This is a genomic window from Mesorhizobium sp. B2-9-1 (genome assembly GCF_006439455.1).
Taxonomy (GTDB): Bacteria; Pseudomonadota; Alphaproteobacteria; order Rhizobiales; family Rhizobiaceae; genus Mesorhizobium.
Genome location: NZ_VFTP01000001.1, coordinates 96541 through 115079, shown reverse-complemented (window position 1 = coordinate 115079; position 18539 = coordinate 96541). Strand labels below are relative to the sequence as shown.

The window sequence follows — 18539 nt, the reverse complement described above, 5'->3', positions numbered from 1 at the left end:
TCGGCGGGGGCAGTTCACTTTGATTACAGCAACGGACTCTAATGCGGAAGCGTGACAGTTTAACCGCTGAACCGTTTTAACGGGCCCATGCTGCAACGCGGCGAGGGTTAGCGCAGCGGTTTCGGTGACGCAAGTCAAACGTTGTTCAAATCGCGGCGCTGGACGCCTTATCGGAAGAAACTGGTCCGATCCGCTCCTGTTTGATTTCCTTCAGCTTTTACTCCACTTTTCTCTCCTGACATATCTCCCGCCATTTGCCTGCTAGCATGACAGGAATCACCGGCTAAAAATCCAGCAGATGATCGGGCAAGGACACCTGATGAAGGACAAGATTTCGCTGGCCATGGCGAGGCGCATTTCGCTCGGCGCGCAAGGGTTCAACGACCCTAGGCCCAGTGGTATTCCGGATCGCCGCCACCTTGCACGGGTACTTTCGCGAACCGGCCTCTTGCAGATCGATTCCGTGAGCGCGGTGGTGCGCGCGCATTACATGCCGCTCTATTCGCGCCTCGGCCCCTACCCGCTTACGCTGCTCGACAATGCCGCGGTCACCCGCAAGCGCGCCGTGTTCGAATACTGGGCGCATGAGGCGTCGTTCCTGCCCGTCGAGACCTACCCTTTGATGCGCTGGCGCATGCAGCGCGCCGAGCAGGGCGACGAGATGTATCTCGGCCTGGCGAAATGGGGCCGTGAACGCAAGGAAATGATCGACGAGATATATAGAGAGGTCGCCGATCGCGGTCCGATCGCCGCCTCCGATATCGAAGGCCACAAGGGCAATGGCGGCTGGTGGGGCTGGAGCGAGGCCAAGCACGCTTTCGAATGGCTGTTCTGGGCCGGGCGCATCACCACCGCCTACCGCCGCGGCTTCGAACGCTATTACGACCTGCCCGAGCGCGTTTTGCCGCAGGCGGTCCTCGACCTGCCCGTACCCTCCGTCGAGGACGCGCATCGCGAGTTGCTACGCATCTCGGCCCGCGCCCATGGCATCGCCACCTATGGCGACCTTCGCGACTATTTTCGTCTCGCGCCGGGCGACACGAAGGATCGCATCGAGGAACTGGTCGATGCCGGCGAATTGCTGCCGGTGAAGGTCGAAGGTTGGGACAAGACCGCCTATCTCCACAAGGACGCCCGTTTTCCGCGCCGGATAGAAGCGCGTGCCCTGCTCGCCCCCTTCGATCCCGTCGTCTTCGAACGCACCAGGACCGAGAAACTCTTCGATTTCCGCTACCGCATAGAGATCTACACGCCGGCCGAGAAACGCCAATATGGCTACTACGTGCTGCCCTTCCTGCTCGGCGACCGGATCGTCGCCCGCGTCGATCTGAGGGCCGATCGCCCGGCCAGCGTGTTGCGTGTCCACGCTGCCTATGCCGAGGCCGGCGCCCCGCCCGAAACGGCCGCCCAGCTCTTCGACGAGTTGAAGCAGATGCAGGGCTGGCTCGGCCTGGAGTCAATCGAAGTGACGCCGGCCGGCGACGTCGGACCGGCGCTGGCCGACATCGCGGTGTCGTAGCTGCGCGTTGACAGGGACCTAGCCGTAAGCCTAAATCCTGACCCAGACGGTCTTCTCCCGGCAAAGGGAGGAGCCAAGAGGGAATGCGGTGCGGGCCAAAACCCAAATCCGCGGCTGTCCCCGCAACTGTAAGCGACGAGCCTCTGCCGAAAACCACTGGGATGTTCCCGGGAAGGCGGCATTCAGGGCGACGACCCGCGAGCCAGGAGACCTGCCGTCTGAGACTTTAAGTATCCGAATGCCCGGCGGGTTTTCCGGGCAAGGAGCATGGTTTTGGATCGCAACGGCAGTTTCCCGGCAAACAGTGCGGATGTTCCGTCCGAGCCCGACGCTTTGGCCGGCGTCGCCGTCATCGTCTGCTCATCCTGCCGCGACGAGACCGGGTCGGATGCGCATCCGCGCGCCGGCGCGCTGCTTGCCGAAGACACGCGTCGGGCGGCTTGCGGCGAAAAGATCGACATCCGTACCGTCGAATGCCTCGGCAACTGCAAGCGCCGGCTAAGCGCGGCGCTGCTGCGCGACGGCTGCTGGAGCTACGTCTTCGGCGATCTGAACACGACCAGCGGCGCCGATCTCGTCACCGGCGCGAAACTCTTCGCCACCTCGACCGACGGCCTGATCCCCTGGCGCGGCCGGCCCGATTCTCTCAAGCGCGGCCTGGTTGCCCGCATCCCTCCCCTCGACATGCTGAAGGACCGACCATGAACGCATCCGTTTCCCGTGTGCCCTGCACCGTCGTCACCGGCTTCCTCGGCGCCGGCAAGACGACGCTGATCCGCAACCTGCTCGAGAACGCCAAGGGCAAGCGGCTGGCGATCATCGTCAACGAGTTCGGCGATGTCGGCATAGACGGCGAGATTCTCAAAGGCTGCGGCGTCGACTCCTGTCCGGAGGAGAACATCGTCGAGCTCGCCAATGGCTGCATCTGCTGCACCGTTGCCGACGATTTCGTGCCGGCGCTCGACCGAATCCTGTCGCTCAACCCCAAGGTCGATCACATCCTGATCGAAACCTCGGGCCTCGCTCTGCCGAAGCCGCTGGTGCAGGCATTCCAGTGGCCGAGCGTGAAGAGCCGCGTGACGGTCGATGGCGTCATCGCCGTGGTCGACGGCCCGGCGCTCGCCGACGGCCGTGTCGCTTCCGATATGGATGCGCTGCAGGCGCAGCGTGCGGCGGACGATTCCCTCGACCATGACGATCCGGTCGAGGAGGTGTTCGAGGACCAGATCGCCTGCGCCGACCTGATCATCCTGTCGAAGAGCGACCTGATGGATGCGGCAGGCTCCGCCCGTGCCAACGCCGTCATCGGCGAGCATGTCGCGCGTGCCGTCAAGATCGTGCCGACAGCGCAGGGCAAGGTCGATCCGTCCGTGCTGCTCGGCCTTGGCCTTGCGGTGGAGGACGACATCGAGAACCGCAAGACCCATCACGACGACGAGCTCGACCATGAGCACGACGATTTCGATTCCTTCGTCCTCGATATCCCCTCGATCACCAATCCCGACGAGCTGGCCGAGCGCGTCGCCCTTGCCGCCGAGCAGGAAAACGTATTGCGCGTCAAAGGTTTCGTCGAGGTCGGCGGCAAGCCGATGCGGCTCCTGCTCCAGGCGGTCGGCCCACGCGTCAATCATTACTACGACCGCGCCTGGACGTCCGAGGACGATCGCCGCTCGCGGCTCGTCGTCATCGGCCTCAAGGGGCTGAACCGCCCGGCGATCGAGCGTATCCTCGCCGGCTGAGGCTAATACCAAAAAGCGATGCACATCCTCGCCACCACATCCGCTTCGCTCGACGACCTCGCCGAGCCGATCGACCTCAGGCAGGCGCCTGCGGATGTCGTGGCACTGTCTTTTACCGACAGCGATCTCGCCGGCCTGGCCACCGCCTGGACGGCGGATGCGGGGCGGCTACCATCGATGCGGTTGGCGGCGCTGCGCGACCTTCGGCACCCGATGTCGGTGGACCTGTGGATCGACAGCGTCGCCCGCCACGCCAGGGTGGTGCTGGTGCGCATCCTCGGCGGCTATGACTGGTGGCGCTATGGCTGCGACCAGCTCGCCGCGGTCGCGCGCGAGCGCGGCATCAAGCTGGCATTGCTGCCCGGCGAAAGCCATGACGAGGACCAGCGGCTGATCGAAGCCTCGACCCTGCCGCGTGCCGAGTTGGACGCTCTGCTCGGCTATTTCCGCGAAGGCGGCCCGGCGAATATGAGCGCGCTGGTGCAAAGGCTGGCAAGGCTTGCGGGGTCGGATGCGGCCGTGGCCGAACCGGTCAGCGTGCCGAAGGCGGGGTATTATGAGCCGGGTCTGGGAGTTGTCGAAAAGCCAGTCCTGTCGAGCGTCGGCGATCCTTCGCCCCCCCCTCTGTCCTGCCGGACATCTCCCCCTCAAGGGGGGAGATCAGCTGTCACCCAAGCCGGCTCTATCTCTGCTTCGTCAAATATCGAGCTACTTGAAACATCTACAGTTGGCGAAACCGTCGACCACAGAACAATCTCCCCCCTTGAGGGGGAGATGTCCGGCAGGACAGAGGGGGGGGCGACGGAACTCGACGCTGGCAACCTCAGCGCCCCGGCTATCCCCATCCTCTTCTACCGCTCGATGCTGTTGGCGGCAGACGTAGCGCCGATCAACGTTCTCGTGGAAGCGTTGAAGCTGCAAGGGCTCACCCCCGTGCCGATCTTCGTCTCCAGCCTCAAAGATCCGGCATCCCTGGCCTTCGTAGAGAATGCCATCGCAACATCGAACCCCTCAGCCATTGTCACCGCCACTGCTTTCGCCTCCGGCGCGGAACCCGGCGCCGAGACCCTCTTCGACCGCGCGGGCGTGCCCGTCTTCCAGGTCATCGTCGCCACCACCAGGCGCGAGGTCTGGGAAAAGAACCAGCGCGGCCTGGCGCCCGCCGACCTTGCCATGCATGTCGTCCTGCCCGAGCTCGACGGCCGCATCCTGGCCGGCGCCATCTCCTTCAAGGGCGAGGTCGAGACCGATCCGGCGCTCGCCTTCCGCGCCTTCGCCAACCGGCCGGAGGCGGACCGCGTGGCGCAGGTCGCCAAGCGCGTCGCCGCCTTTATCCGCCTGCAGCGGACGGCGCGGGCCAAACGCAAGCTCGCGATCCTGATCCCTGACTATCCGAGCGCGCCCGGACGTACAGGTTATGCCGTCGGGCTCGATGTGCCCTCCAGTGTGCTTGCGATGCTGCATGACCTGAAGGAACAGGGCTATGCGGTTGAGGGGATTCCGCAATCGCCGCGGGGATTGCTGGATGCGCTGGAGGTGGGTGGGCACGGCCTTGCCTTGATGGATTATCTCGCCCTTTCGGCAGATCTGCCCGAGGGAGCGCGCGATGCCGTAAAGGCCGCATGGGGTGACGAGATAGGGCTGCGCGAGGCCCCCCTCTCTGTCCTGCCGGACATCTCCCCCTCAGGGGGGGAGATTGGCAGTTCCATCGATGGTGCCCTTCCTGCAACCCAAGTGGGTGGCGAAAGCCGAGGTGAAGGAATAATCTCCCCCCTTGAGGGGGAGATGTCCGGCAGGACAGAGAGGGGGGCGACAGAACGCCTACCTTCGCAGGCCAGTTCCTACAACCACTTCCCCTTCCGCGCCGCGACCTTCGGCAACGTCACCGTGGCGCTGGCCCCCGACCGCGGCCGCTCCGCCGATCGCCGCGCCGACTATCACGACCCGACGCTGCCCCCACGCCACGAGCTGATCGCTTTCGGCCTCTGGCTGCAGAAATCGCTCGGCGTGCATGCCATCATCCATGTCGGCGCGCATGGCACGCTGGAATGGCTGCCGGGCAAGACGGTGGCCCTCTCCGGAACCTGCTTCCCCGAGATCGTCACCGGATCGCTGCCCGTCATCTATCCCTTCATCGTCTCCAATCCGGGCGAGGCGGCGCAGGCCAAGCGCCGCATCTCGGCGGTCACCCTCGGCCATCTACCGCCGCCGCTGACCGGCGCCGGCCTAGACGAGGCGCAACAGAAGCTGGAGCGCTTGGTAGACGAATATGCCCAGGCCGACGGCCTCGACCGCCGCCGCCGCGACCGTCTGGCCAAATTGATCGTCGAGACGGCGCAAAAGACCGGCCTTGCGTCCGAAGCCGGCGTTGCCGGCACAGACGCTCCGGACGAAGCGCTGCGCCGCATCGACGCCTGGCTCTGCGACCTCAAGGATTTCGCCGTCAAGGACGGGCTGCATATCTATGGCCGCGCGCCGCAGGACGAAGCCGATCCGCTGCGCCGGCAAAGCGCGGACGCGGAAAAAGCAGCCCTGCTTGCCGCGCTCGACGGCCGTCACGTCAAGGCAGGACCTGCCGGTGCGCCGGCGCGCGGCCGCTCCGACGTGCTGCCCACCGGCCGCAACCTCTTCACCTCCGATCCGCGCACCATGCCGACACCGACTGCCTATGACCTCGGCCAGGCGGCAGCGGAGGAAGTGGTGCGCAGCTATATGCAAAGCCATGGCGACTGGCCGCGCTCGTTGGTCATCGACCTCTGGGGCTCCGCCTCCTTGCGCACCGGCGGCGAAGAGATCGCGCAAGGCCTGGCGCTGATGGGCTGCCGGCCGCAATGGGATGCCGCGACGGGCCGCGTCACCGGTATCGAGGTGCTGCCGCCGGCCACGCTCGGCCGCCCGCGCGTCGACGTCACCTGGCGCATCTCCGGCCTGTTCCGCGACATGTTTCCGACCCAGATCGCGTTGATCGACGCCGCTGCCAACGCGGTCGCCAGCCGCGACGAGGACGACACGGAAAACCCGCTCGCCGCGGCGACGCGCGCTCAGGGGAAGATCAGCCCGCGCATTTTCGGCACCTCGCCGGGATCTTATGGCGCCGGCGTCGAGGACTTGCTGTCGCGCGGCGAATGGGGCGCGCGCGAAGAGATCGGCCGCGCCTATCTCGACGCCACCTCGCACGCCTATGGCGGCGCCGAGGGCCAGGCGATTTCCGCGCCCGGCGCTTTCGAAGGCCGGATCGCCGAAGCCGATCTCCTCGTCCACACCGGCGACGATCCGGGCCGCGACATCCTCGAAGGCTCGGCCGACGTCGCCTTCATCGGCGGCTTTTCGGCTGCCCTTGCAGCACTTGGCCGGAATGCCGACGTCATCGTGCTCGACACGACAGACCCGAAGAAGCCAAAGCCGCGTTCGGTCGGAGAAGCGGTATCGCGCGTGGTCCGCGCCCGCGCCGTCAACCCGCGCTTCATCGCCGGTCAGATGCGCCACGGCCCGCGCGGCGCCTCCGAATTCGCCGAAACGGTCGACCGTCTGGTCGGCTTCGCCGAAACCACCCATGCGATTCCCGGCGCGCTGATCGAGGCAGTGCACGACGCCTATGTTGGCGACCCGGACGTGCGCGCCTTCCTGCTGCGCGAGAATCCGGCGGCGGCGAAGGTCATCGCCGAGCGGCTTCTCTCCGCGCGTCGGCGCGGTCTCTGGCATCCGCTCAGGAATTCCATCGACGACGACCTCGCGGCCCTGATCGCCGAGGCCCAGGCAAGCGAGGTGGCGGCATGAACGCCTTCTCGCGCCGCGGCGCCTGCCCGGCCCTCAGCGCCCCGATGCACACCGGCGACGGGCTGCTCGTGCGGCTCAACCCGGTGGCTGGAGGAATTTCGCCCAAGCCGCTGATCGGGCTCGGCGAATCCGCCTTGCGCCACGGCAACGGCATCATGGAGGTGACAGCGCGCGGCAGCCTGCAGATTCGTGGTTTGACGGCGGAAAGCGCCCGGCTGCTGGCGGACGAAGTAGATGCGCTGGGGATCGAAGTGCGGACGGGGGTGCCGGTCGAGACGGGGCCGTTGGCTGGGATCGATCCGGAAGAGATCGCCGATCCGCGTCCGCTGGCTGAGCGGATAAGCGCGGCGATTGAAGCGGCCGGCCTGACGACAAGGGTGGGACCGAAGGTGTCGGTGGTAGTCGATGGAGGTGGGCAGCTGACGATGAATGCGCTGACAGCCGATTTAAGGCTGAAGGCGGTGCGGGCTGCGGCGGGCGTTCAATGGAGCATATCGGTTGCCGGCGACGGGCGGAGTGCGAAGCCGCTCGCGACGGTCGATGCGGATGGCGCGCGCGACATTGCAGTCGCGGCTCTTCGGATGGTCGCCGAAAAAGGTCGCGAGGCGCACACCCGGGATCTTTCGGAGAGACAGTTGGCTTCTCTCGCAGGCTGGCATTCCGTCGCGCCCCCCTCTGTCCTGCCGGACATCTCCCCCTCTAGGGGGGAGATTGGCAGTTCCCGCGCCGGCTCTGCACTTTCAGCGTTGGAAATTGGCGAAAGCCGCGGTGACAAGGCAATCTCCCCCCTAGAGGGGGAGATGTCCGGCAGGACAGAGGGGGGCGCCGTAGAGCAGCAACCTACAAGAAGCCCCATTGGCACCTTCACTCTCACCCACACCCACGCCCTAGGCATCGCCCTGCCCTACGGCAGCATGCCGGCGCAGTCCCTCATCGACCTCGCCACCCAAGCCTCAAACCTCGGCGCCACCGAAATCCGCCTCGCCCCAGGTCGCGCCTTGCTCTTCCTCGGCCTCTCCGCCCCCTCCTCTCTCCAATCCTCCGCCGCCGCTCTCGGCTTCGTCACCGACCCTGCCGATCCGCGCACCCGCATCGCCGCCTGCCCCGGCACGCCGGCTTGCGCGTCCGGCCGCATCGCCACCCGCGCCGTCGCCGAAACCATCGCAAAGGAAAGCGCGGACCTTCTCGACGCCTCGCTGACCCTGCATATCTCAGGCTGCGCCAAGGGCTGCGCGCATCCCGGCACCACCGCGCTCACCCTGGTCGGCGACGAAAACGGAGCCGGACTTGTCGTGGACGGGACGGCAAAGACCCTTCCTGCCGCGTACAGGCCGGGCTATGACGCCGCGCGCGGGGTCGCCAGTATTGCGGTGGCGCTCCAAAACGCACGACATCCCGGCGAAACCGCCGCCGCCTGCCTGGCAAGGTTTGGCGCTGCCGGCATCGCCGAACTCTATCGACGGAACCAGTGAATGGCCGCCTACGACTATATCCATGACGGGACGGCGATCTACGAGCGCTCTTTCGCCATCATCCGCGCCGAGGCGGACCTGTCTCGCTTCTCGGAAGCGGAGGCCGATGTCGCGATCCGCATGATCCATGCCTGCGGCCAGGTCGAAGCCGCCAGCCATTTCGTCTTCTCGAACAATTTCGTTGCCGCCGCCCGGACCGCGCTCGCCGCTGGCGCGCCGATCTTCTGCGATGCCGAGATGGTGGCGCACGGCGTCACCCGCGCCCGGCTGCCGGCCGACAACGAAGTGATATGCACGCTGCGCGACCCGCGCACGCACGACATCGCCAAGCAAATCGGCAACACGCGTTCGGCTGCCGCGATCGACCTCTGGGGCGAGCGCATGGCCGGCTCTGTCGTCGCCATCGGCAATGCGCCGACCGCGCTCTTCTATCTCTTGGAGAAGCTGCGCGACGGCGCGCCGAAGCCGGCCGCGATCATCGGCATGCCGGTCGGCTTCGTCGGCGCTGCCGAATCCAAGGATGCGCTGGCCGAAAATTCCTATGGCGTGCCCTACGCCATCGTGCGCGGCAGGCTCGGCGGCAGCGCCATGACCGCCGCCGCGCTCAATTCGTTGGCGAGGCCGGGCCTGTGAACGCGATCATGAAAGGCCGTCTCGTCGGCGTCGGCACCGGCCCTGGCGATCCGGAGCTTCTGACACTGAAGGCAGCGCGCGCGCTGGCCGAGGCCGACGTCGTCGCCTATTTCGCCAAGCGCGGCAACAACAGCAATGCGCGTGCCATCGTCCAGGCGCGCTTCCGGCCGGACATGATCGAGCTGCCGCTGCTCTATCCGGTGACGACCGAGATCGACAAGGACCACGACGACTACCGCGCGCAGATCGCCGATTTTTACGAGCAATCGGCCGAACAGGTCGCCCGGCATCTCGGCGCCGGCAGGATGGTGGCGGTGCTGTCGGAAGGCGATCCGCTGTTCTACGGCTCCTACATGCATCTGCATGTGCGCCTGGCGCACCGCTTCCCGACCGAGGTCATCCCGGGCATCACCGCCATGTCGGGCTGCTGGTCGAGCACCGGCCTGCCGATCGTCCAAGGCGACGACGTGCTGAGTGTGCTGCCGGGCACGATGAGCGAGTTCGAGCTGACCCGTCGCCTCGCCGACACCGATGCCGCCGTCATCATGAAGGTCGGTCGCAACCTGCCAAAAATCCGCCGCGCGCTAGAAGCGACCGGCAAGCTGGCGAAGGCCGTCTATGTCGAGCGCGGCACCATGCCGGGCAGCGTCTCGATGCGGCTCGCCGAGAAACCGGACGACAAGGCGCCCTATTTCGCCATCGTGCTGGTTGCCGGCTGGTCGGCTCGCCCGGGTGCCAAGCCATGAGCGGCCGCCTTACCGTCATCGGTCTCGGACCCGGCAATGCCGACCAGGTCACGCCGCAGGCTGCCAATGCCGTCGCCGAGGCTTCCTTCTTCTATGGCTACAAGCCCTATCTCGACCGGCTGAAGCTGCGGCAGGACCAGACCCGCATCGCTTCGGACAATCGCGAGGAACTCGCCCGCTCCAACGAAGCGCTGGCCAAGGCCGCAGAAGGCCACAACGTCGCCGTCGTTTCCGGCGGCGATCCCGGCGTCTTCGCCATGGCGGCGGCGGTTTGCGAGGCGATCGAAGCAGGCCCGGCCGAATGGCGCGCCATCGACCTGTCGGTCGTTCCCGGCGTCACCGCCATGCTTGCTGTTGCCGCCCGCATCGGCGCGCCGCTCGGCCATGATTTCTGCGCCATCTCGCTCTCCGACAATCTGAAGCCTTGGGAGCTGATCGAGCTGCGCCTGTTGGCGGCGGCCGGGGCCGGCTTCGTCATCGCGCTCTACAATCCCATCAGCAAGGCTCGCCCCTGGCAGCTTGGCCGCGCCTTCGAATGCCTGAAGGCGATCCTGCCCGGCACCACGCCGGTGATCTTCGGCCGCGCCGCCGGCCGGCCCGACGAGCGCATCGAGGTTTTCCTGCTGGCGGATGCCGATGCGGCAAAGGCTGACATGGCGACCTGCATCATCATCGGCTCGCCCGAGACCCGCATCATCAAGCGCGGCAAAAAACCCGCGCTGGTCTACACGCCGCGTTCGGCAACGGGGTCGAAAAGATGATCGACTTTTGCCGCCAGCGCATCGACGGTTTCGGCCGAAGGAACGTCCGGCAAAGGCGGTCGGCGGATCATGACCACGTCGATGCCGAGCGCCCGCGCAGCGGCGATCTTGCCATAGGTCGCCTGGCCGCCGCTGTTCTTGGAAACGACGGCGTCGATGCCATATTCTTCGAGCAACGCCCGTTCGTCCGCTTCCGGGAACGGCCCGCGCGCCAACAGGTAGAGCGCATCGGGCACGGCAAGCTTCGGCTCGACCGGGTCGACGCTGCGGATCAGGTAGTGGTGCTGCGGAGCGGCCTGGAACGCGCCCGCCTCCTGCCGGCCGATCGCCAGGAAGACACGACGCGGCGCCGTGCCGAGCGCTCGTGCCGCCTCGGTGACATTGTCAACCAGCGTCCAGCGATCACCCGTCACGGGTTCCCAGCCGGGACGGCGCAGCGCCAGGATCGGCACGTCCGTCTGCCTTGCCGCTTCGGCGGCGTTGGCCGAAATACGCGCGGCGTATGGATGCGTGGCGTCGATCAGCAGATCGACGTGTTCTTCGCGAAGATAGGCGGCCAGCCCGTCGGCGCCACCAAAGCCGCCGACACGCACCGGCACGCTTTGCGCGACCGGGCTTTCGGTGCGGCCGGCAAGCGACAGTGTGACCGACAGTTCCTCGCGACGGACGAGCGTCCCGGTCAGCTGCCGGGCTTCCGTCGTTCCGCCGAGGATCAGGATACGGTGGGTCATCATGCCTGCTAAGGGTCCGCGCGCCGCCAAGCCCGCCTCCAAATGGCTCACCATCGTCGGCATCGGCGAGGACGGTGTAGCGGGTCTCGGCGACGAGGCCAAGCAGCGCATTGCGCAGGCGGACGTCGTCTTCGGCGGCAAGCGGCATCTCAGCCTTGTCGCCTTGCTGGCCAAGGGCGAAACCCGCTCATGGCCGACGCCATTCGATGCCGAAATGCGCGACGTGCTGGCGCTCAAGGGTAAAAAAATCTGCGTGCTCGCGTCCGGCGACCCGTTTTTCCATGGTGTCGGCGTCACGCTGGCCCGCAAGGTCAAGCCGGAGCAAATGCTCGTCCTGCCGGCGCCCTCGTCTCTGTCGCTGGCCGCCTCCCGCCTCGGCTGGGCCTTGCAGGACGTGGAGACCATCTCGCTGCACGGCCATTCGATCGACCTGATCCGGCCCCTGCTCCATCCCTGCGCGCGCATCCTGGCGCTCACCTCCGACGCCGATGCGCCGGCGGCTATCGCCGCACTGCTCGACGAGCTCGGTTTCGGCTCTTCGCGGTTGACGGTCCTCGAAGCGCTCGGCGGTATGGATGAGGCGCTTCGGACCTCCCGCGCCGATGCCTTCGACCTCAAAAACATCAACCCGCTCAATGTGCTGGCGCTCGAAATTGAATCGACACCGGATGCGCGCATCCTGCCTCTGACCGTCGGGCTTGCCGATCATCTGTTCGAGCATGACGGCCAGATCACCAAGCGCGAGATCCGCGCCATCACGCTATCGGCGCTGGCGCCACGGCGCGGCGAGCTGCTGTGGGACATCGGCGCCGGTTCCGGCTCGATCGGCATCGAGTGGATGCTGGCTCATTCCTCCCTGCGCGCCATCGCCATCGAAGCCAATAGCGAGCGCGCCGCCCGCATCCACCGCAACGCCGCGCATTGCGGCGTGCCCGGCCTCGTCGTGATCGAAGGAGCCGCGCCGAAGGCGCTGGCAAAATTGGAGATGCCCGATGCCATCTTCATCGGCGGCGGCGGCAGCGATGCCGGCGTGCTGGAGAAGGCGATCAAGGCGCTGCGTCCCGGCGGCCGGCTGGTCGCAAATGCGGTAACGCTGGAGATGGAGGCGCTGCTGCTCGACCTGCACAACAGGCGTGGCGGCGACCTCACCCGAATTGCGCTCTCGCGCGCGGCGCCTGTCGGCTCGATGCAGGCATGGCGACCGGCCATGCCGGTCACGCAGTGGAGCTGGATCAAGCTATGATGGTCGCGGGCATCGGCAGCCGGAAGGGCGTGAGTGTCGAAGACGTGCTGGCGGCGATCGAGACCGCGCTCGAAGCGCATGGCCTGACCATAACGGCATTGTCCGCCTTGGCGACAACCGAATTCAAACGCAACGAAGAAGCCATTTTTGCCGCCGGTCGTAAGCTCAGCCTCCCGGTGATAGTGGTGGATGCCGCTGGCTCCGAACCACCGCTCCCCCTCACCCAGCCTCCGCTTCGCTCGGCTGACCTCTCCCCGAGGGGAGAGGAGGCTACCAGCGCTGGCGCCAGTCTCTTCTCCCCACCGGGGAGAAGGTGGCCCGAAGGGCCGGATGAGGGGGCCGCCTCACGCAACCTTTCGCAAGAACTCGCCGGCACACCGTCGGTTTCGGAGGCGTCGGCCCTCGCGGTTGCCGGGGCCGGCGCGAGACTGCTCGGGCCCCGCACAGTTCTTGGCCCGGTCACCTGCGCCATCGCCATCAGCGGAGATGCGCCATGACCGTCCATTTCATCGGCGCCGGTCCAGGTGCGGCCGATCTCATCACGCTGCGCGGCGCGCGGCTCCTGGCCAGTTGTCCGGTCTGCCTCTATGCCGGCTCGATCGTCGCGCCGGAGCTGCTCGAGCATTGCGCGCCAGGCACCAAATTGATCGACACCGCGCCGATGTCGCTCGACGAGATCGAGGCCGAATATGTCGCCGCGCACAAGGCCGGCCAGGATGTCTCGCGCCTGCATTCCGGCGACCTTTCGGTGTGGAGCGCGGTGGCCGAACAGATCAGGCGCCTGGAAAAGCACGGCATCCCCTACACGCTGACCCCAGGCGTGCCCTCTTTCGCGGCGGCGGCGGCCGCACTTCGCCGCGAGCTCACCATTCCCGAGCTCGCGCAAAGCCTAGTGCTGACCCGCGTCTCCGGCCGCGCCTCAAAAATGCCACCGGGCGAGACGCTGGCCGGCTTCGGCCGCACCGGCGCCACGCTTGCCATTCATCTTGCCATCCATGCCATCGACCGCGTCGTCGCGGATCTGACGCCGCTCTACGGCGCCGAGTGTCCGGTCGCGGTCGTTTTTCGCGCCTCCTGGCCGGACGAGCGCATTCTGACCGGCACGCTCGGCACTATCGAAGCACAGCTGGCGGAAAACCCGATGGAGCGCACGGCGATCATTTTCGTCGGCAGCGCGCTCGCGGCGCAGGATTTCGGCGAAAGCTCATTGTACGACGCCCACTACCAGCGGCGTTTTCGCGGACGGGACGGATTGTGAACGGCAGCGCCAATACGAACGGACGGGCAAATGTGGAGCAGGCGCTGGCGCGGCTGAACTTCAAGCCGCGCGTGCTGGAACCCGGCCATGTCTGGCTGGCCGGCGCCGGCCCCGGCGACCCCGGCTGCCTGACGCTGGAGGTGCTGGCCGCACTCGGGCAATGCGACGCGCTGGTCTATGACGCGCTGGTCTCGCCCGACGTCGTGGCGGTCGCTCAAGGTGCCGAGCTTTTCTACGCCGGAAAACGCGGCGGCCAGCCCTCGATGAAGCAGGACGACATTAACGCCCTTCTCCTGCGCCTGGCGCGCGAAGGCCGCCGCGTCGTGCGCTTGAAGGGCGGCGACCCCTACATCTTCGGCCGCGGCGGCGAAGAGGCTCTGGCGCTCGCCGGCGAAAGAATTCCATTCCGGGTGCTCTCCGGCCTCACCTCCGGTCTCAGCGCGCTGGCCGCCACCGGCATTCCGGCCACCATGCGCGGCATCAACAAGGCGGTCATCCTCGCCACCGGCCACGCGGCGGGCACTGATGACGACATAGACTGGGCCGCGCTCGCCCGCACCGGACAGCCGGTCGTCATCTATATGGGCATGGCCAATCTGCCGGTCATCGCGGCAAAGCTGCTCAGTGGCGGCCTAGCGCCGTCGACCCCGGCCGCCGTGATCATCGCGGCGACCACGCCGCAGGAGCGCATCGTCGTCGCCACGCTCACCACCATCGCTGAGGAGGCCGCGGCCGCCGGGCTCGCTTCGCCGGCGCTGATCGTGGTCGGCGGCATCGTCGCCATGCGCGCGGCACTGGCGGGCGAGGCATGACGGCGCGCGCGATCATCGTCGGCGCGCCGCGCTCCGGCTCGGGCAAGACCAGCGTCACGATCGGCCTGCTGCGCGCGCTTGCCCGGCGAGGGTTGAAGGTGCGCGGCGCGAAGTCCGGACCGGATTATATCGACCCGGGCTTCCACGCCGCCGCGACCGGCCTGTCCGGCGTCAATCTCGACAGCTGGGCGATGTCGCCGTCCTTGCTCAACGCGCTGGCGGCCCAGGCCGCGGGCGACGCCGAATACATCATTCTCGAAAGCGCGATGGGCCTGTTCGACGGCATCCCCGCGCCGGAAGGCCGCTCCGGCTCGGCCGCCGATCTCGCCCGGCTCTACGGCCTGCCTGTGCTCCTGGTGCTCGACGTTTCCGGCCAATCGACCACGGCGGCGGCGGTGGCCAAGGGTTTCGCGACCTATGACCCGGATGTCCGCATGGCAGGCGTCGTGCTCAACCGGCTCGGCAGCGAACGCCATCGCCGCCTGTCCGGCGACGCTATCGAGGCGATCGGCCTGCCCGTGGTCGGCGCCATCCTGCGCGATCCGACACTCAACCTGCCGGAGCGGCATCTCGGCCTCGTCCAGGCCGGCGAATACGAGAACCTGATGGCGCATCTCGACCGGCTGGCCGACATGGTCGAGAAGTCGCTCGACATCGACGCCATCCTGGCGCTGGCATGCCCGCTGGAGCCGGCGGCCGGCGACTTCAGCGATGCCTTGCAGCCGCCCGGGCAGCGCATCGCGCTGGCGGAAGACGCGGCCTTCACCTTCCTCTATCCGCATGTCGCCACGCATTGGCGCAAGGCCGGCGCCGAGATCGTGCCTTTCTCGCCGCTCGCCGACGAGGCGCCCCCACAGGGCTGTGACGTCTGCTGGCTGCCGGGGGGCTATCCCGAACTGCATGCCGGAAAACTTGCGGCCGCGACCAACTTCCAAGCCGGAATGGCGCGGTTGGCGGCGACGAAGCCGGTTCACGGCGAGTGCGGCGGCTTCATGGTGCTGGGCGAAGTGCTGGAAGACGCGGACGGCGAGAGCCACAAGATGCTTGGCCTGCTTGGCCATTCGACCAGCTTCGCCAAACGCAAGATGAACCTCGGCTATCGCGGAGCGCGGCTGCGTGCCGCCTGCCCGCTGGGACCGGAGGGCACGCTGATCCGCGGTCACGAGTTCCACTACGCGCAGATGCTTGCTGCCGGCAATGACGAGCCCTTGGCCGATCTCGCCGACGGCCAGGGCAACCCGCTCGGCGCCTCCGGCTACCGGCGCGGCCATGTCAGCGGCACCTTCTTCCATGCCATTGCGAGGGGCGCATGAGCGGCCCTTCCGCGCCCCGGCAAGTGCTTGACGATATCGGCCTCAGCCTCGTCTTCTTCACCCGGCTGAGGTTGCCCTCGAGCGACTTCGGCGGCCGCAGCCTGGCGGATGCAATCTGGGCGGCGCCCTTCGCCGGCCTCGCGGTGGCGATCATCGGCGCGCTCGTCTATGCGATCGCCGCCGTCTTCGGCCTCGCCACAGCACCGGCCGCGGCGCTCACGCTCGCCGCGACGATGCTCGTTACCGGCTGCCTACACGAGGACGGGCTTTCCGATATCGCCGATGGCTTTTGGGGTGGCAGGACGCGCGACAGGAAATTGGAGATCATGCGCGACAGCCGCATCGGCGCCTATGGCGCCGCCGCGCTTGGGCTGTCGCTGCTCATCCGCTGGAGCGCGCTGTCCGAGCTCGCCGGTCCAGGCCACGTGTTCCTGGCGCTGCTTGCTGCGCATGCCGGCTCGCGTGGCCTGTTCGGCGCCTTCATGCATCTTCTGCCGCCGGCACGCAGCGACGGCCTGTCGGCGGGCGCAGGCACCGTCACCACCGAAACCGCAGTCATCGGTGCTGCGCTTGGTGCCGTGGCGCTGCTGGCGCTCGGCCTTGGCGGCGCGATCGCGGCGCTGATCCTGCTCGGCCTGGTCTTCATGGCGTTCCGCGCGCTTTGCCTCAGCCAGATCGGCGGCCAGACCGGCGACACGATCGGCGCGCTGCAGCAGCTCGGCGAGATCGCCGTGCTGCTCGTCGCATCCGTCTGCCTTTCCTGATTCACTTTCGGAGACCTTGCCCCCATGAGCTTCAAATCCCTCGAAGACCTTCGCGCCGCCTGCCTTGACCTCCCCACCGGCAGCGATGCGGCCGCCAGCGCCGTCGCGAGGCGCCAGGACACGCTGACCAAGCCGCAGGGCAGTCTCGGACGGCTGGAAACGATCGCCGCTTGGCTCGGCCGCTGGCAGGCCCGCGACATGCCGAAGCTCGACCAAGTGAAGGTCGTCGTCTTCGCCGGCAATCACGGCGTCACCGCGCAGGGCGTGTCGGCCTATCCTTCGGAAGTCACGGTACAGATGGTGGCGAACTTCGCCGGCGGCGGCGCGGCCATCAACCAGCTTGCCCGCACTGCCGGCGCCAAGCTCGACGTCATCCCGCTCGATCTCGATCATCCAACCGGCGATTTCACGATAGTGCCGGCGATGGACGAAAAGGCATTCCTCGCCGCCGTCTCGGCCGGCTACGACACGGTGACCAAGGATCTTGACCTCGTCTGCTTCGGTGAGATGGGCATCGGCAACACGACGCCGGCGGCGGCGATCTCGACGGCGCTTTTCGGCGGCGGCGCGGAAAAATGGACCGGCCGCGGCACCGGCGTCGACGATGCCGGGTTGCTGCGCAAGATCGTGGCCATCGAGGCCGGCCTCAAGCGCCATGCCGATGCGCTCTCCGATCCGCTGAAGATCGCTGCCGCCCTTGGCGGGCGCGAGCTGGCGGCAATCCTCGGCGCCACACTCGCCGCGCGCAAGAACAACGTGCCGGTGCTGCTCGACGGCTTCGTCTGCACCGCGGCCGCAGCACCGCTGGCCAGGCTGCATCCGACCGGGCTGGCCCACACCATCGCCGCCCATGTCTCGGCCGAAGCCGGCCACCGCCGCCTGCTCGAGGCGCTCGGCCTGCCGCCGCTGCTCGATCTCGGCATGCGGCTCGGCGAAGGCTCCGGCGCCTGCCTTGCCGTCAACGTCGTGCGCTCGGCGCTCGAATGCCACGCAAAGATGGCGAGCTTTGCCGAGGCCGGCGTTTCTGAAAAATAAAATCGGTCGAAATTTCAACACTGTTGAAACATCGAAATAACGTCATCTTGATTATTCCATGAGACGTAGAAGTCTCACGGGAGATCATTCGATGTATTTGAAGTATCTAATATCTGCTGCGATTCTTGTTGCCGCAGCTTCGCCGGCCGTATCTCAGGACCAATATGTTCGGCCGCTCCGTCCGGGCGAAGACGGCTCGGCCAGGATCCAATCGTCCATCTCGATGACCTTTCCGGTCAAGGATGACGACGACGCTGCCGCGCAGCAGCAAGTCGCGCTTCGCTCCTTCTACAAAGTGGCGGCCGGCAGTTGCGCGATGGTGGTCGAGACCGTCGCCGATACCTGCGAGATTGCCGGCATGAGCACCAATCTCAATGGCAGGGACCGCAACATCGGCGGTTACGGCGGATCACAGCTCACGGTGAGCGGTCAGATCACAATGAAGGTCAGGTTCAAGGCGAGCCTCAGCAAGACGGCGCAGTAGGCGCCGCTGCGGCCGACTTCGTTGTTTTCATGAGAAGATTTGGTGGGTGTGCACAGGATCGAACTGTGGACCCGCTGATTAAGAGTCAGCTGCTCTACCAACTGAGCTACACACCCACACCGCCGGAAAACTCAGCGTCGGCGGCGCATATAGCCGCCGCTTTCGGCTATGTCTAGGCCCTGCCGGATCATTTCCCGACAAATCGACACGGCATGATCCCGAAAAGTGGATTCCGGTTTTCGGAAAAAGATC

The 18539-nt window shown here is 66.8% G+C and carries 17 protein-coding genes, 1 tRNA gene and 1 riboswitch; of the genes, 16 read left to right on the top strand and 2 right to left on the bottom strand.

The annotated features are described in order from the left end of the window. The first annotated feature begins 319 nt into the window (after nucleotides 1-319). The 8 genes from FJW05_RS00570 (at nucleotide 320) to FJW05_RS00535 (ending at nucleotide 10647) form a co-directional block, all read left to right on the top strand. A complete protein-coding gene (locus tag FJW05_RS00570; protein WP_140626968.1) occupies nucleotides 320-1519 on the top strand; it encodes a winged helix-turn-helix domain-containing protein in 1200 nt (399 codons plus the stop codon). Between the two features lie 30 nt (nucleotides 1520-1549). Beyond that, nucleotides 1550-1753: riboswitch (cobalamin riboswitch) on the top strand. Nucleotides 1754-1792: 39 nt separating this feature from the next. Next, complete coding sequence (locus FJW05_RS00565) at nucleotides 1793-2224, top strand: DUF1636 family protein (protein WP_140628135.1); 432 nt, start codon at nucleotides 1793-1795, stop codon at nucleotides 2222-2224. Further along, the gene (gene cobW / locus FJW05_RS00560) at nucleotides 2221-3258 is read left to right on the top strand and encodes a cobalamin biosynthesis protein CobW (protein ID WP_140545665.1); all 1038 of its coding nucleotides are present in this window, start codon (nucleotides 2221-2223) and stop codon (nucleotides 3256-3258) included. Before FJW05_RS00565 ends, cobW begins: the two co-directional genes overlap by 4 nt. An 18-nt stretch (nucleotides 3259-3276) precedes the next feature. Next, entirely contained in the window at nucleotides 3277-7035 is a 3759-nt protein-coding gene (locus FJW05_RS00555) for a cobaltochelatase subunit CobN (protein WP_140626966.1), read from the top strand. Then, nucleotides 7032-8507, top strand: a complete 1476-nt coding sequence (gene cobG / locus FJW05_RS00550; protein ID WP_140626964.1) for a precorrin-3B synthase — start codon at nucleotides 7032-7034, stop codon at nucleotides 8505-8507. Before FJW05_RS00555 ends, cobG begins: the two co-directional genes overlap by 4 nt. Continuing rightward, on the top strand, nucleotides 8508-9140 hold the full coding sequence (locus tag FJW05_RS00545; RefSeq protein WP_140626962.1) for a precorrin-8X methylmutase: 633 nt from the start codon (nucleotides 8508-8510) through the stop codon (nucleotides 9138-9140). Beyond that, nucleotides 9137-9886: a precorrin-2 C(20)-methyltransferase gene (locus FJW05_RS00540; RefSeq protein WP_140626960.1), complete on the top strand. Its 750-nt coding sequence runs from the start codon at nucleotides 9137-9139 to the stop codon at nucleotides 9884-9886. The genes FJW05_RS00545 and FJW05_RS00540 overlap by 4 nt, the downstream gene beginning before the upstream one ends. Next, nucleotides 9883-10647, top strand: coding sequence for a precorrin-3B C(17)-methyltransferase (locus FJW05_RS00535; protein ID WP_140626958.1), 765 nt, complete (start codon nucleotides 9883-9885; stop codon nucleotides 10645-10647). The genes FJW05_RS00540 and FJW05_RS00535 overlap by 4 nt, the downstream gene beginning before the upstream one ends. Here FJW05_RS00535 and FJW05_RS00530 read toward each other — a convergent pair. Then, nucleotides 10611-11378 carry a cobalt-precorrin-6A reductase gene (locus FJW05_RS00530; RefSeq protein ID WP_140626956.1) on the bottom strand — a complete coding sequence of 256 codons (768 nt, stop codon included), beginning with the start codon at nucleotides 11376-11378 and terminating at the stop codon, nucleotides 10611-10613. The two genes, FJW05_RS00535 and FJW05_RS00530, sit on opposite strands and share 37 nt — an antisense overlap. 1 nt (nucleotide 11379) lies before the next feature. On the opposite strand from FJW05_RS00530, the gene cbiE reads away from it, so the two are divergent. From cbiE to FJW05_RS00490, 8 genes are all read left to right on the top strand, one after another. After that, nucleotides 11380-12621: a precorrin-6y C5,15-methyltransferase (decarboxylating) subunit CbiE gene (gene cbiE, locus FJW05_RS00525; protein ID WP_140626955.1), complete on the top strand. Its 1242-nt coding sequence runs from the start codon at nucleotides 11380-11382 to the stop codon at nucleotides 12619-12621. Further along, the gene (locus FJW05_RS00520) at nucleotides 12621-13118 is read left to right on the top strand and encodes a cobalamin biosynthesis protein (protein ID WP_140628132.1); all 498 of its coding nucleotides are present in this window, start codon (nucleotides 12621-12623) and stop codon (nucleotides 13116-13118) included. Before cbiE ends, FJW05_RS00520 begins: the two co-directional genes overlap by 1 nt. Then, nucleotides 13115-13879, top strand: coding sequence for a precorrin-4 C(11)-methyltransferase (gene cobM, locus FJW05_RS00515; RefSeq protein WP_140626953.1), 765 nt, complete (start codon nucleotides 13115-13117; stop codon nucleotides 13877-13879). The genes FJW05_RS00520 and cobM overlap by 4 nt, the downstream gene beginning before the upstream one ends. Next, nucleotides 13876-14691: a uroporphyrinogen-III C-methyltransferase gene (gene cobA, locus FJW05_RS00510; RefSeq protein WP_140626951.1), complete on the top strand. Its 816-nt coding sequence runs from the start codon at nucleotides 13876-13878 to the stop codon at nucleotides 14689-14691. Before cobM ends, cobA begins: the two co-directional genes overlap by 4 nt. Further along, on the top strand, nucleotides 14688-16004 hold the full coding sequence (locus FJW05_RS00505; RefSeq protein ID WP_140626950.1) for a cobyrinate a,c-diamide synthase: 1317 nt from the start codon (nucleotides 14688-14690) through the stop codon (nucleotides 16002-16004). The genes cobA and FJW05_RS00505 overlap by 4 nt, the downstream gene beginning before the upstream one ends. Continuing rightward, nucleotides 16001-16768, top strand: a complete 768-nt coding sequence (cobS, locus tag FJW05_RS00500; RefSeq protein ID WP_140543160.1) for an adenosylcobinamide-GDP ribazoletransferase — start codon at nucleotides 16001-16003, stop codon at nucleotides 16766-16768. Before FJW05_RS00505 ends, cobS begins: the two co-directional genes overlap by 4 nt. Before the next feature lie 24 nt (nucleotides 16769-16792). Beyond that, nucleotides 16793-17803 carry a nicotinate-nucleotide--dimethylbenzimidazole phosphoribosyltransferase gene (cobT, locus tag FJW05_RS00495; RefSeq protein WP_140626948.1) on the top strand — a complete coding sequence of 337 codons (1011 nt, stop codon included), beginning with the start codon at nucleotides 16793-16795 and terminating at the stop codon, nucleotides 17801-17803. A gap of 223 nt (nucleotides 17804-18026) precedes the next feature. Beyond that, a complete protein-coding gene (locus tag FJW05_RS00490; RefSeq protein WP_140626946.1) occupies nucleotides 18027-18287 on the top strand; it encodes a hypothetical protein in 261 nt (86 codons plus the stop codon). A gap of 40 nt (nucleotides 18288-18327) precedes the next feature. Here the strand turns inward: FJW05_RS00490 and FJW05_RS00485 are convergent. Beyond that, nucleotides 18328-18403 (bottom strand) — tRNA-Lys (locus FJW05_RS00485). Nucleotides 18404-18539 lie beyond the last annotated feature (136 nt).